12 protein-coding genes are annotated in these 13,720 nt (G+C 74.1%); 8 read left to right on the top strand and 4 right to left on the bottom strand.

Going from position 1 to position 13,720, the window contains the following annotated elements:
• The first annotated feature begins 217 nt into the window (after positions 1–217).
• The 5 genes from ACTVZO_RS18520 (at position 218) to ACTVZO_RS18500 (ending at position 5,508) form a co-directional block, all read left to right on the top strand.
• The gene (locus tag ACTVZO_RS18520; protein WP_443299441.1) at positions 218–1,570 is read left to right on the top strand and encodes a carboxylate--amine ligase; all 1,353 of its coding nucleotides are present in this window, start codon (positions 218–220) and stop codon (positions 1,568–1,570) included.
• A 31-nt stretch (positions 1,571–1,601) separates the two neighbouring features.
• Positions 1,602–2,876, top strand: coding sequence for an NAD(P)-binding domain-containing protein (locus ACTVZO_RS18515; protein WP_443303214.1), 1,275 nt, complete (start codon positions 1,602–1,604; stop codon positions 2,874–2,876).
• Between the two features lie 36 nt (positions 2,877–2,912).
• Positions 2,913–3,158: a hypothetical protein gene (locus ACTVZO_RS18510; RefSeq protein WP_443299440.1), complete on the top strand. Its 246-nt coding sequence runs from the start codon at positions 2,913–2,915 to the stop codon at positions 3,156–3,158.
• Positions 3,159–3,172: 14 nt separating this feature from the next.
• Positions 3,173–5,260, top strand: a complete 2,088-nt coding sequence (locus ACTVZO_RS18505; RefSeq protein WP_443299439.1) for a SpoIIE family protein phosphatase — start codon at positions 3,173–3,175, stop codon at positions 5,258–5,260.
• Between the two features lie 71 nt (positions 5,261–5,331).
• Complete coding sequence (locus ACTVZO_RS18500; protein ID WP_443299438.1) at positions 5,332–5,508, top strand: hypothetical protein; 177 nt, start codon at positions 5,332–5,334, stop codon at positions 5,506–5,508.
• Positions 5,509–5,548: 40 nt separating this feature from the next.
• Here ACTVZO_RS18500 and ACTVZO_RS18495 read toward each other — a convergent pair whose 3' ends face one another.
• Positions 5,549–5,980: a DUF6299 family protein gene (locus tag ACTVZO_RS18495; protein WP_443299437.1), complete on the bottom strand. Its 432-nt coding sequence runs from the start codon at positions 5,978–5,980 to the stop codon at positions 5,549–5,551.
• A 186-nt stretch (positions 5,981–6,166) separates the two neighbouring features.
• On the opposite strand from ACTVZO_RS18495, the gene ACTVZO_RS18490 reads away from it, so the two are divergent.
• Positions 6,167–6,835, top strand: coding sequence for a DUF4352 domain-containing protein (locus ACTVZO_RS18490; RefSeq protein ID WP_443299436.1), 669 nt, complete (start codon positions 6,167–6,169; stop codon positions 6,833–6,835).
• A 57-nt stretch (positions 6,836–6,892) separates the two neighbouring features.
• Entirely contained in the window at positions 6,893–7,387 is a 495-nt protein-coding gene (locus ACTVZO_RS18485; RefSeq protein ID WP_443299435.1) for a DUF5949 family protein, read from the top strand.
• Between the two features lie 116 nt (positions 7,388–7,503).
• Here the strand turns inward: ACTVZO_RS18485 and ACTVZO_RS18480 are convergent, their stop codons facing one another.
• From ACTVZO_RS18480 to ACTVZO_RS18470, 3 genes are all read right to left on the bottom strand, one after another.
• On the bottom strand, positions 7,504–8,751 hold the full coding sequence (locus tag ACTVZO_RS18480) for a cytochrome P450 (RefSeq protein ID WP_443299434.1): 1,248 nt from the start codon (positions 8,749–8,751) through the stop codon (positions 7,504–7,506).
• Positions 8,752–8,818: 67 nt separating this feature from the next.
• On the bottom strand, positions 8,819–9,952 hold the full coding sequence (locus tag ACTVZO_RS18475) for a low temperature requirement protein A (protein WP_443299433.1): 1,134 nt from the start codon (positions 9,950–9,952) through the stop codon (positions 8,819–8,821).
• A 44-nt stretch (positions 9,953–9,996) separates the two neighbouring features.
• Positions 9,997–10,719, bottom strand: a complete 723-nt coding sequence (locus ACTVZO_RS18470; protein ID WP_443299432.1) for a sirohydrochlorin chelatase — start codon at positions 10,717–10,719, stop codon at positions 9,997–9,999.
• 202 nt (positions 10,720–10,921) lie between these two features.
• Here ACTVZO_RS18470 and nirB point away from each other — a divergent pair, with 202 nt between their 5' ends.
• Positions 10,922–13,672, top strand: a complete 2,751-nt coding sequence (nirB, locus tag ACTVZO_RS18465) for a nitrite reductase large subunit NirB (protein ID WP_443299431.1) — start codon at positions 10,922–10,924, stop codon at positions 13,670–13,672.
• Positions 13,673–13,720 lie beyond the last annotated feature (48 nt).

Raw genomic sequence — 13,720 nt, 5'->3', positions numbered from 1 at the left:
TGCCGCTGCCGTAGGCCATTCGCAGGTGCGCACCCTCCCCGCTTGGTCCGACTAGGTGAAAGACACCGCTGCCATGCACGCGTATCTCAACCATGTGCCCGTCGTTCTGCTCAGACTCGACCGCAATCCGTTCCACCACGGAACCCTCGGCGCCGTCAGATCCCTTGGCCGCAGGGGCGTGGAGGTCCATGCCGTCGTCGAGGCCGGGGGAGGTCCCATGGGGCGTTCGCGCTATGTGCGCGCCGTGCATCCGGGGCCGGTCGGCGGGCTGGATCCGGAGGTGCCCGAGACCTTGCTCGAGTGCCTGACCGGGGTGTCGGAGCGGATCGGCCGGCCGGCGGTGCTGATCGCCATGGACGATCTGAGCGCGATCACGGTGTCCCGGATCGGGCCGATGCTGACGGACCGTTTCCGGATTCCCCATCAGCCCGACAACCTGCCCGCCCGGGTGGCCGACAAGGCCGAACTGGCGCGGCTCTGCGCGCGCTGGGACGTGCCGCACCCGGAGACGGTCGTCCCGGCGAGCGGCGGCGAGGCGGCGGAGGCCGCCTGGCGGCTCGGTCTGCCGGTGGTCGCCAAGTGGAGCCGGCCCTGGCTGCTGCCGGCCGGGGCCGACGGCCTGCGCAGCACCACGCTGGTGCACAGCGTCGCCGAGGCCCGGCGGCTGTACGAGCGCTCCGCCGAGGCCGGGAGCCGGCTGCTGCTCCAGCGGTTCCTTCCGGCCGGGCCGGACACCGACTGGTTCTTCCACGGGGCCTTCGCCCGGGGCGGGCGTCCGCTGCTGGCGGGGTCGGGCCGCAAGGAGCTGTCGTGGCCGGTGCGGACGGGGCTCACGGCGGTGGGCCGCTGGCTCCCGGATCCCGCGGTGGAGGAGGCGGGGCTGCGGCTCGCCGAACGCCTCGGATACCAGGGGATCCTGGACCTGGACTTCCGCCGCGACGAGCGGGGCACCTTCCGGCTGGTGGACTTCAACCCGCGCCCGGGCGCGCAGTTCCGGCTGTTCACGGACACGGCCGGGCTGGACGTCGTACAGGCGATGTACCTGGACCTGACGGGTCAGCGGGTCCCGGAGCCCGCGGGCGGGCCGGGCCGCGTCTTCGTCGCCGAGAACTACGCGCTGCTGGCGGCGGTGCGCGGCCGGTCCCTGCCGCGCCGCGGCGCGGCGGGCCCGGCGCGGGCCGCGGCGGATCCGGCGCCGGGCCCGCCGCAGGCCGCCGCGGCCCGGCGGACCGGCCCGAACCGGGCTCCGGCGGGACGGCCGGACCGGCCCGGGCAGCCCGACCGGCCCGGGCGCCCGGCGGCGGGCCGGGAGCGGGGGCGGGTGGAGGCCGCCTGGTTCGCCGGCGACGACCTGATGCCGTTCCTGGCCATGCTCTGCGCCTTCCTCGGGCGCGGGGTCGGCAAGGGCGCGCGCGTCCTGCGGGGTGTGCCCGCCCAGGGCCGGCGCACCGCCCTCGCGGCGGTCCGGGCGCCCCGCCAGCGGGGGCGGGACCAGCCCGGGCCGGCCCCGCTCTCCCGGTCCGCGCCGCCGGAGGCCCCGGCGTCCCCGGACGAGCTGGTGACCCGTTGAGCACGACAGTGGAAGGACGGCCGTGACCCGGATGGACGATCTCGTGGTGGTCGGCGCGGGCCCGTACGGGCTGTCGATCGCCGCGCACGCGGCGGGTGCGGGGCTCGACGTACGGCTCCTGGGCCGGCCGATGGCCTCCTGGCGCGACCACATGCCCGACGGCATGTACCTGAAGTCGGAGCCGTGGTCCTCCAACCTGTCCGCGCCCGACGGGCGGCACACCCTGGCCGAGTACTGCGCCACCCGCGGCCTGGCCGCGGAACACGGCACTCCGCTGCCGATCGGCACGTTCAGCGAATACGGGATGTGGTTCGCCCGCCGTGCCGCGCCGGAGGTGGAGGAGGTGACCGTCACGGAAGTGACCCCGCAGGGGGACGGCTTCCGCGTCCACACCGCCGAGGGGCCGCCGCTGCTCACCCGGACGGTCGCCCTCGCGGTCGGCGTGATGCCCTTCGCCCACCATCCGCAGACGCTGCGGGACCTGCCGCCCGGCCACTACTCGCACAGCAGCGGACACCGGGACCTGACCCGTTTCGCCGGTCTCGAGGTCGCCGTGCTCGGGGCCGGGCAGGCGGCCCTGGAGACCGCCGCCCTGCTGGCCGAGCAGGGTGCCCGGCCCTGCCTGGTCGCCCGCCGCGCCCGGCTGAACTGGAACGCGGTGCCGCAGCCGCTGAACCGCCCCGCGCTGCGCGCCCTGCGCGATCCGCACAGCGGGCTCGGCACCGGCTGGCGCAGCTGGGCCTGGTCCGAGCTGCCCTGGGCGGTGCGGCGGCTGCCCGCCGCCACCCGTGAGCGGATCGCGGCGACCGCGCTCGGCCCGGCCGGCGCCTGGTGGCTGCGGGACCGCTTCGAGCGGCGGGTGCCCGCGCTGCTCGGTCACCGGCTGCACCGGGCGGTCGCGGTGGGCGAGCGGACCCGGCTCGGGCTGACCACCAGGTCCGGCGAGTCCGTGGTGCTGGACACCGCGCACGTCATCGCGGCCACCGGGTTCACCCCGGACCTGGCCCGGCTGGAGCTGCTCGACGCGGGGCTGCGGGCCGCGCTGGAGACCGTGGGGGACGGCGGGACGCCGGAGCTGAGCCCGGGCTTCGAGTCCTCGTGGCCCGGACTGTTCTTCGCGGGGCTGCTGACGGCTCCCTCATTCGGCCCTTCCATGCGATTCGTGCACGGTGCGGGCTTCACGGCGGGGAGACTGGTGCGAGGAGTCCGCAAACGGCTCGGTGCACGGGGCCCGCTGCCGGGCTCCGCCGGTGAGGCCCGGTGTCCCCGGGCCGCCGCCGGGCATCCCAAGACGTATCTGCGGTGAGATCCGCAGTGAGACCCGCGGTGAGAGGGGTCCGCCATGAGCGCGGAGCGAGCACAGGGCCGTGGCTGGGTACGGATTCCCGGCAGCCGCGGCGAACAGCCCGCCACGGCCCGGGCCACCGGGTACGACCGTGGCCCGTACGCGACGGCCTCCCACCCCGTCCAGCCCCCGATCTACCTCTCCCTCGTCACGCGCTGGCGGGAGGCCGGGCGCACCCTTCCGGGGCATCCTGACGAGGAGTGGGAGCGGCTGATCTCCCAGCCGTGCTGGCCCGGCCGTTAGGTGGTGTGTGTCTCGTGGCAGCGGCGGAGCGCGACCGTCCCGAGCAGGTCCGGCGGTCTCCCCGGACCGGTCCGGGGGAACGGCTGGCGCTGAACGGCATGGGAAGTTTCGAGTGGGACCTGGACGCCGGATCGCTGGCCCTGGACGAGGCCGGGATGGACGTCTTCGACCTGGAGCCCGAGCGGTTCGACGGCACCCCGGAGGGGCTCGGGCTGCGCATCCCGCCGGAGGACGGCGCCCGGCTGGCCGAGACCGTGGCGGGCGTCCTGGAGAGCGGCGGGGACGCGTACGGGGCCTACTTCACGGTGCAGCGGCGCGACGGCCGCGACCAGTGGACGCACACCCAGGGCCGGGTGCTGCGGGACGCGGACGGGCAGCCGCGGCGGATCGTGGGGATCGTCCGGGACGCGACGACGGAGCTGGCCCAGGCCACGACGCTGCGCCGGCTGGAGACGGCCCGGGCCCAGCAGACCACGATCGTCCAGCGGACCACGGAGGCCCTGTCGCGGGCGGTGACGGTCGACGACGTCACGGCCGCGCTGACCGGGGCGGGCGCCCTGGAGCGGCTCGGAGCGGACGGGCTGGCCCTGGGGCTGGTCGAGGGCGGCACGATGAAGATCATCGCGCTGAGCGGGGAGTCGCTGGAGATCCTCAGCGAGCGGCGGTTCACCCGGCTGGACGGTTCGCTGCCGCTGTCACAGGCGGTGCTCAGCAGGCAGGCACGTTTCGCCACCTCGCTCAGCGCGCTCGGTGAGGAATTCCCGCTGCTCAGCGACTACCTGAGCCGGATCCGGTTCGACGCGGCCGCCTATCTGCCGCTGATCGCGCAGGCCCAGGCCATCGGCGGGCTCGTCCTCTTCTACCGGCGGCGCACCGAGTTCAGCCCGGAGGAGCGCAACCTCTGCCTGGGACTGGCGGGCATCGTGGCCCAGTCCCTCCAGCGCGCGCTCCTCTTCGACCAGGAGCGGGAGTTCGCCACGGGACTGCAGGCCGCCATGCTGCCGCGGCGGATCCCGGAGATCACCGGAGGGGAGATCGCGGTCCGCTACCACGCGGCCTGGAGCGGGCGGGAGGTCGGCGGGGACTGGTACGACGTGATCGCGCTGCCCCGCGACCGGGTAGGCATCGTGGTGGGCGACGTACAGGGCCACGACACGCACGCGGCGGCCATCATGGGCCAGCTGCGGATCGCGCTGCGGGCGTACGCGGGCGAGGGGCATCCGCCGTCGACGGTGCTGGCCCGGGCCTCGCGCTTCCTCGCCGAACTGGACACCGCCCGCTTCGCGACCTGCATGTACGCCCAGGTGGACCTGGAGACGGGCGGCGTACGGGCCGTGCGCGCGGGGCACCTCGGCCCGCTGATCCGGCACACGGACGGCCGGACGGGCTGGCCCAACGTGCGCGGCGGCCTGCCGCTCGGGCTGGCCACCCTCTTCGAGCAGGAGGAGTTCCCCGAGACCCGCCTCGACCTGGTCCCCGGGGAGACGCTCGTGCTGTGCACGGACGGCCTGGTGGAGGAGCCGGGCACCGCCATCACCCAGGGGATGGAGGCCCTCGCCCACGCGGTCCGCAGCGGCCCGCAGGAGGCCGGGGCCCTCGCCGACCACCTCTCGGACCGGCTCTGGGAGCGCTGGGGCTCCGGGGACGACGTGGCCCTGCTGGTGCTGCGCCGGGAACCCGACCCGGGCACCCACCGGGCCCCGCGCATCCACCAGTACATCCACCAGGCCGACCCGGAGGGGCTCTCGGAGGCCCGCTACGCGCTGCGCCAGGCGCTGCGCGACTGGGGCATGCCCGACCTCGCCGACGACGTGGAACTGGCCGCGGGGGAACTGCTGGTCAACGCCCTGCTGCACACCGACGGCGGAGCGGTGCTGACGATGGAGGTGCTGCCCGAGCCGGTCCGGCGGATCCGGCTGTGGGTCAAGGACCGCTCCAGCGTGTGGCCGCGCCGGCGCACTCCGGGCGAGGCGGCCACCACGGGCCGGGGGCTGCTGCTCGTGGACGCGCTGGCCACGCACTGGGGAGTGGAGTCCCGCGGTGACGGCAAGGCCGTGTGGTGCGAGTTCGACGCCGCGGGCAGCCCCCGGAGCGCAGGGTGACCGGACGGTCACCCCGAGTTGTGGGGCGCCCGGGGCGGGGCGATGATGCGCGGTATGGAACGGATCGTGCTGTGCGCAGGCTGAGCAGGGGCGCCGCGACGGGCATCCTGGCCGTGCTCCTGCTGGGTGGAGTCATGGCGGGGCTGTCGACGGTCGTGGACTGGACGACGGGGCGGCCGCACGCGGACCGCGGGTGCCAGTCGGTGGCGTTCATGTCGATGACGGACGTCGCGCCCGAGTGCCGGTAGCGGCGGCTACCGGCCGGGCGCCTCGGGCCGAGCGGCCGTCTCAGTGGCCGTCGACCAGCACCAGGTCGATGGTCTTGCCGTCCTCCGCGACCGTGTCGACGGAGCGGGGCATCAGGCCCGAGAAGTGGATCTCGTTGAGCCGCGCCTCGGCGCGCGCCGGGCCCGCCTTGATGCCCGGGGTGTACCTGAGCGAGCCGGTGGCCTGCCACGCGTGCTCCTGTCCGTCGCAGGTCGCCTCGCCGCCGCCGAAGGCGAGCCGGGTGCCGTGCTGGATGACGGAGGCCGCGATCTGGAGCTTCGCCCCCACGGGTGACGGGCTCGTGCAGTGGTACGTGCCGGAAAGGGTGACCGTGCCGTCCTCGGAGATATGACCGTACGGCTGTACGGAAATTCCCTGGTCGAAAGAAGTGGCTTCGGCGGGGGCGGTGAATACGGCTGTGGCGGCCAGTGCGGACAGTGCCGCAAGGGCCATGCGGGTTCCGTGAATACCCATGATTCCTCCGGTGTGCGCGGGTGGCGGGATTCCGCCGGAACGAATTGTGCTGGCAGTCGGGGGCAACTCGTCGTACACGCCTGCCGGGCGTACTCGTGTCGGTGTGTGCAATTCCCTGCTCGGGCGCGTGAGACTGACCGAAATACGTCCCCGAAGGGATCCCGCATGCCGCAGTCCGCCGCTCCCGCCCCCGTCCTCGCCCCCGTCCGGTTCCGCCCGCCCTCCCGCCTCCCGCGGTGGGCCGCCGCCCTCCTCCCGCTGCTGGTGTTCGGCGCCACGGCCTGCCAGGGCGCACCCGAGAGGGCCGCCCTGGCCCCCGCCGCGGTGCCCGCCGTCGTGGTGGACGACGGAGCGCCGGGCGCCGAGGGGTCGGGCGCCGAGGGGTCGGGCGCCGAGGGGTCGGGCGCGCGGACCGGGGTGAAGGATGCCCGTGTGGGTGAGGCCGTACGGGTGCACGGGCAGCAGGTCGGACGGCACCTGGAAGCAATGCTCAGCGCGTACGTGGATCCGGCGGTCAGCGTGGAGAAGAACTTCGCCCCGCCCGCCGGCAAGCGCTGGGTGGCCGCCTCGATGTCGTTCGTCAACGTGGGCGGGGCCTCGTACGGGGCGCTCGGACGCATGTGGGCGCACGACAGCGCGGGACAGCGCCACCCGGTGGTGCCCACCGGTGAACTGACCACCGGCAAACCCCTCGTCTTCGATTCCCTCGCGGTCGGTGAGCGGGCCGAGGGATGGGTCGTGTTCGAAATCCCGGAAAACGCACGCATTGAGCGGCTCCAGTACCAGGACACGAACATCCAGGCGAATTCCGGAGGGGGATTCTGGGCGGTCTAGCCCGCCCGGGTGAAAGGCCGTGAAAGGGTCGGGCGGCAGACCACTAGGGTGCGGCGCATGACTTCTACTCAAGCCGAAATCGACCGGTCCCAGCTCGGCACCCTTTCGGTGCTCGCCTGGATCGGCGACCCCTCCGAGGCGCACGACATCCCGTACCTCCTCGCCTACACCCTCGGGGACGGCCCGGGCGGACGGGAGGCCGGCGAGGCGGCGGCCCGCGGGCTGCTGGAGGAGATCGGCCTGCCCATCGGAGACGTCGTCATGGACGGCACCCGCAACCCGGCCGCCTTCCCCGTGCAGATCCTGCTGGAGGGCAACCAGATCGCGCTCACCCTGCCGGGGATGAACGCGCAGTGCACCGCCCCCGACGAGTGGGTCGCCGCGGCGAACGAGAGCGGGCAGGCGTACTTCCTGTTCGCCACCCGCGCCTGGCCCGAGGCGGTCCCCGGCCGGCCGGTCGACGCGGAGACCCTCCAGGCGTTCGCGGGCGACGAGGCCGTGCTCACCGGCAGCGCGCACTGCGTCCTGACCGTGCGGCGCCTGCAGAAGTAGCCGCGCACCGCACCGCAGCGCACCGGGCCGCGCCGCCCGCCAAGTGCTCCGGCCGCCGGGCTCCCAGCCTGCCCGGTGGCCGGTCCCGGTCCCGGTCCCGTTCCCGGGCCCCGGGCTCAGGGGCGTTCGAAGGCGAACTTGAGCGAGCGGACCCGGTTGTCGAAGTTCGACCCGGCCAGGTCCGGCAGGCCCACCGCCCGTAGTCCGACCGGCCGGGTGAGCAGTTCGCGGAAGAGCTCCCTCATCTCCACCCGGGCCAGGTGCGCGCCCAGGCAGAAGTGCGGCCCGCCGCCGCCGAACCCCAGGTGCGGATTGGGCGAGCGGGTGATGTCGAAGGCGTCGGGGTCCGGGAAGACCGACTCGTCGCGGTTGGCGGAGGCGTAGTAAAGGACCACCTTGTCGCCCGGGCGGAAGTCGTGGCCGCCCATGGTGTGCTCGGCGGCCACGGTCCGGCGGAACTGGATGATCGGCGTCGAGTGGCGGACCATCTCGTCCACCGCGCCGTCCGCGTACTTCTCGAAGTCCGAGAGCAGCAGGTCGCGCTGGCCCGGGTTGTCGGTCAGCAGGGTCAGCCCGTGCGTGATCGCGTTGCGGGTGGTCTCCACCCCGGCGACCATCAGGAGCGAGAAGAAGGCGCCGAGCTGGCGGGCGCCGAGCGCCTGGCCGTCGACGTTCGCGCACACCAGCGCCGAGATCAGGTCGTCGGTGGGGTTCTTGCGCCGCTCCCGCCCGATGCCGGCCACCATCCTCTGCATCCGGGCCAGCGCGCGCAGGCCGCGCCCGGGCATCCGCAGCCGGGCCGCCAGCCCCCGCTCCACGCCGATGTTCTCGGAGGCGTGGTTGACGCGGTCGGCGATCTCGGCGCGGTAGTGCTCCGGGATGCCCATCATGTTGCAGATGACCTCCAAGGGCAGGCGGGAGGCCACCGCCGAGACGAACTCCTCGGGCTCCTCGGCCAGTACGTCGTCCACGATGCGGGTCGCCACCGCGTGGATGTCCGCCTCGGCGGCGGCCAGCAGACGGGGCGTGAAGGCCCGTTGCACGATCTTGCGGAGCTGGGCGTGGTCGGGGCCGTCCAGATTGACCATGGAGTCCCCGAACAGGGCGCGGACCCACCGCGCGGGCTCGGGGGTGGTCACGCCGGGCGCGCTGGCGAAGACCTTGGGGAGGCGGCTGGCCTCCTGCACGTGGGCATGGCGGACGAGGGCCCAGTGCCCGGTCCCCTCCGGGACGAAGACGGGCGATTCCAGGGCCCGCAGACGGGCGAAGGCGGCGAGCCGGTGGGCGGGGGGCTGCTGCCAGAAGCCGGGCTCGGCCAGATCCCTGCCGGGGTCCTGGCCGGGGCGTTGCGCGGGGAGTGTCATGGCCTGGAAACGGCGGCGGGGGTGCGGGAGTGACGGCCCGGGCGGAGCCCGGCAGTGGCACCGCAGGTCAACGGGGCGTTCGGGTCGACAGGGTCATGCCGACCGCCACGGTGGCGGTCGCGACCAGCCCCGCCCAGAGCACCGCGTACGGGCCCGTCCAGGTGCAGGCCAGCACGGCGAGCGCCGACACCGGAAGCACCAGCTGCTGGGCGAGGCCGCGCTTGAAGTGGCGGGAGTGCAGGAGCCACACCATCAGCAGGAACAAGGCGGTCGGGACGGTCAAGGCCGCGTTCGCGGCGGTCTGGGAGATGTGCGCCTTGTGGACCGCGTGCTCCACCGCCACCTCGATGCCCGCCCCGATCGCCGCGCCGGAGGCGAAGATCAGCAGGTGGCCGTAACCCCACGGGATGGCCTCGCGGTTGGAGGTCAGGTGCTCGTGCATCGGCACCGCGAAGTAGATCCACCACGCCGCGAAGACGATCAGGAGCCCGCCGCCCGCGATCGGCAGCAGCAGGTCCAGCGCCTCGTTCTCGTCGAGGGCCGACTTCACCGCCACCGTGCTCGCGGCGATCGTCTCGCCCAGCACGATGATGGTGAACAGGCCGTACCGCTCCACGATGTGGTGCGCGTGCCACGGCGTCTGGTGGCCGTGTTCGGCGATCACCGGGACCATCAGTTCCATGGCGGCCACGACCAGGAACAGCCACCGCTTCCAGTCGTCCGGCGCGAACAGCAGCGCCACCCAGGCGGCCTGACAGATCACCAGCCCCGCCGCGTACTTCAGCGCCGCCGCGCGGGCGGCACCGCTCTCCCCGGCGGCGGCCCGCAGCCACTGCGCGGTGAGCGCCACCCGCATGATCAGGTAGCCGATGACGGCCACCGTCCAGTCGTTCTGGTCGAAGGCCCGGCTGACGCCCGCCGCGTAGACGAGCACGCCCGCGATCTGCACCAGCGTCGCGATCCGGTACGGCACGTCGTCGACGTCGTAGGCGGAGGCGAACCACGTGAAGTTCATCCACGCCCACCACACGCCGAAGAAGACGAAGAAGTAGCCGACCACCCCCGTGCCGGGATGGCCCTCGGCCAGTGCGTGCACCAGCCGGGCACCGGCCTGGGCGATCGCGACGACGAAGCAGAGGTCGAAGAACAGCTCCAGCGGTGTCGCCGCGCGATGGTGCTCCTCGCGGCTGCGAGCGGTCATCGGAATATATGTCATACCGTCAAGAAGACCAGATATATGCGGATTCAGTAGGCCAGACGCGCGGCCCTCGCCATCCGGGTTCCCCGGGCGGTCGCGAACCGCTCCACCACCAGGCGGGCCAGCCGCGGATGGTCGGCCAGCGGCTGCGACACCGTCCAGGCGCCGCACCCGGCCAGGGCGTGCGTGAACCGGCCCGGCGCCAGCAGGTGCGCGGCCACGGCGATCCGCCGGTGCCCGGCGGCGCGCAGACCGGCCAGCGCCTCGGGCACCGAGGGACCGGCCGAGGTCAGGTAGGCGGGGACCACCGGGACCGGATCGGGGCCGCGGTCCTCCGCCAGCAGCGCGGCGAGCCGGGCCGCGCAGTCCGCCGTACCGGCATTGCCGCCGGGCCGGGAGGAGCCCGCGCCCGCCACGATCACCGCGTCGGCCCGCGCGTGGCGGCCGTGGCGGAGCTCGGCGTCGCGCAGGCGGCTGTGCAGGGCGAGCGCGACGGCGGGCTCGCCGGCCAGGCCGTCGGTGAGCAGGCAGCCGGTGCCTTCGAGGACGGCCGGGATGTCCACGCGGCGGTGGTAGCCGTCACCGAGCAGCAGCGGGACGACCACCGCGCGCGGGTGCTCCCGTACGGCCTCGGCCAGGGACGGCGACTGGACGTCCAGGTGGCCCACGACCGCGCGGACCCCGCTCAGCGAGTCGATGGCGGCGGTGAGCCGGCCGACGGCCGAGGCGGCGGCCGGGGCCGCGCTGCCGTGCACGGCGAGTACGAGCATGCCCTTCACGCTAGGCGCGCGAGGGGCCCCCGGCAGGGCGTCGAAGGGCCCCGGTCGGGGGCCGCAGGTCCTGCGGAGGGAGGGGGCCGTGGGCCCGGGGCAAGGGGTCCTTTTCGGTGCGGCGGCGCAGGGGACGCGGCCTACGGTCGAAGGGTCGGGAGCAGTCGGGAAGATACGCACGCACACGGAGTGAGTGAGACCCATGGCGCAGACGCTGGTTGTCATCGGGCACGGCATGGTGGGACACCGCCTGCTGGAGGCGCTCGCCGAGCGCGACGCGCTCGCGGACCCGGCCCGCCCCGGCGACTCCGGGTGGCAGGTCACCGTCCTCGCCGAGGAGGAGCGCCCCGCCTACGACCGCGTGCACCTGTCCGCCGCCTTCACCGGCGCCACCGGCGAGGAGCTCTCGCTCGCCGCCCCCGGCTTCCTGGAGCGGTACGGCATCGACCTGCGCCTGGGCGATCCGGCCGAGCAGGTCGACACCGCCGCCCGTACGGTCACCAGCCGGTCCGGGGCGGTCGTCGGCTACGACGCGCTGGTGCTGGCGACCGGCTCGTACCCGTTCGTCCCGCCGATCGAGGGCGCGGACGCCGAGGGCTGCTTCACCTACCGGACGCTCGACGACGTCGAGGCGCTCACCGCGTACGCCGCCGAGGCGCGCACCGGAGTCGTCATCGGCGGCGGGCTGCTCGGCCTGGAGGCGGCCGGCGCGCTGCGCACCCTCGGACTGGCCACGCACGTCGTGGAGTTCGCCCCGCGGCTGATGCCGCTCCAGGTGGACGACGGCGGCGCGGCCGCCCTGCGGGCCACGATCGAGTCGATGGGCGTCGCCGTGCACACGGGCGTCGGCGCGGCCGGAGTCGGCACCGACGGGGACGGCCGGGCGGTCAGCCTGCGGCTGACCAGCGGGCAGGACATCAGCGCGGACGTGGTGGTCTTCTCGGCGGGCGTGCGCCCCCGCGACCGCCTGGCGCGCGAGTGCGGGCTGGCGGTCGGCGACCGCGGCGGCGTGGTCGTGGACGCGCACTGCCGTACGAGCGACCCGTACGTCTACGCGGTCGGCGAGTGCGCGCAGACGGTGGACGGCAAGGTGTACGGCCTGGTCGCGCCCGGCTACCAGATGGCCGAGACGGTCGCGGAGGCCCTCGCGGGCGCCGGGACGCTCACCTTCACCGGAGCCGACACCTCCACCAAGCTCAAGCTGATGGGCGCCGACGTGGCCTCCTTCGGCGACCCGTTCGCCCCGGAGGGCCGGGACGGGGCCGTCTCCGTGGTGTTCTCCGACGCGCGCGAGGGCGTGTACAAGAAGCTGCTGCTGGGCCCGGACGGCGCGCTGCTCGGCGGCATCCTGGTCGGCGACGCGGAGGCGTACGGCTCGCTGAAGCCGCACGCGGGCCGGGTGCTGCCGGCCCCGCCGGAGGCCTTCATCCTGCCCTCGTCGGAGGGCGTGGCGCTGCCGGGCGCGGACGCGCTGCCCGATGACGCGGTGGTCTGCTCCTGCCACAACGTCACCAAGGCGCAGGTCCGCGACGCCGTGGTCGCCGAGGCGCTCACCGACATCGGCGGGATCAAGAAGTGCACCAAGGCGGGCACGGGCTGCGGCGGCTGCGTCGGCACGCTCCAGGCGGTGCTGGACGCCGAACTGGCGGCGGCGGGCATCGAGAAGCCGCGCGGCCTGTGCGAGCACTTCGCCCTCACCCGCGCCGAGATCTACGAGAAGGTGCGCACCGAGCACATCCGCGGCTTCAGCGAACTGCTGGAGACGTACGGGCAGGGCGGCGAGGGCTGCGCCGTCTGCAAGCCGGTGGTGGCCAACGTCCTGGGCACCCTCGCCCCGGACCTGGGCATCGGGCACATCCTGGCGGGCGAGCAGGCGGCCCTCCAGGACTCCAACGACCTCTTCCTCGCCAACCTCCAGAAGGACGGCACCTACTCGGTCGTCCCGCGCGTCGCGGGCGGCGAGATCAGCGCCGAACAGGTCATCGCACTGGGCGAGGTGGCCCGCGACTACGGGCTCTACACGAAGATCACCGGAGCGCAGCGGATCGGGCTCTTCGGGGTCCGCAAGGAGCAGCTGCCGGACATCTGGCGCCGGCTGGGCGGGGCGGGCTTCGAGTCCGGGCAGGCGTACGGGAAGTCGCTGCGCGCGGTGAAGTCGTGCGTCGGCGCCCGCTTCTGCCGGTTCGGGCAGGGGGATTCCATCCAGCTCGCGATCGACCTGGAGCTGCGCTACCGGGGGCTGCGCACCCCGCACAAGTTCAAGGGCGGGGTCTCGGGCTGCCTGCGCGAGTGCGCGGAGGCGCGGGGCAAGGACATCGGCGTCATCGCCACCGCCAACGGCTGGAACCTGTACGTCAGCGGCAACGGCGGTGCGGTACCGCGCCACGCCGACCTGCTGGCCTCGGACCTGTCGGCGGCCGGGCTCTTCGTCCTCGTCGACCGGTTCCTCATGTACTACATCCGCACGGGCGAGCGCCTGGAGCGCACGGCGGCCTGGATCGAGCGTCTTGAGGGCGGCCTGGACCACCTGCGGGAGGTCCTGATCGAGGACTCGCTCGGCATCTGCGCGGAGCTGGAGGCGCAGATGGAGCGGCACGTGGCGGCGTACGAGGACGAGTGGCAGGCGGTCCTGGAGGACCCGGCGGCGCTGGAGCGCTTCGGGACGGTCGATTTCGGCGCCGCCCCGCAGGCCCTCGAGCCGGGGCGCGGACGCGCCGCCGTACTGGCCGACGGTACGCAGGCGGCCCTCTTCAAGGACCGGACCGGAGAGGTGTACGCGGTCGGCAACCGGGACCCCTTCTCGGGTGCGGACGTCATCGCCAACGGGATCATGGGCTCCCGCGACGGGGTCCCCGTCGTCGCCTCCCCGATGCACAAGCAGGTCTTCGACCTGCGGACGGGCGTCTGCCTGGACGATCCGGAGGTCCGTCTGCCGGTGCTCCCGCTGGACTGAAGCACTGCCGAACGCACTGTGGGCGACGGGACCTTGTCCCGCCGCCCA

The organism is Streptomyces sp. IBSNAI002 (genome assembly GCF_052244475.1).
Lineage (GTDB): Bacteria > Actinomycetota > Actinomycetes > Streptomycetales > Streptomycetaceae > Streptomyces.
The sequence above is the reverse complement of the archived record's forward strand: the minus strand, read 5'-3'. Positions and strand labels throughout refer to the sequence as shown.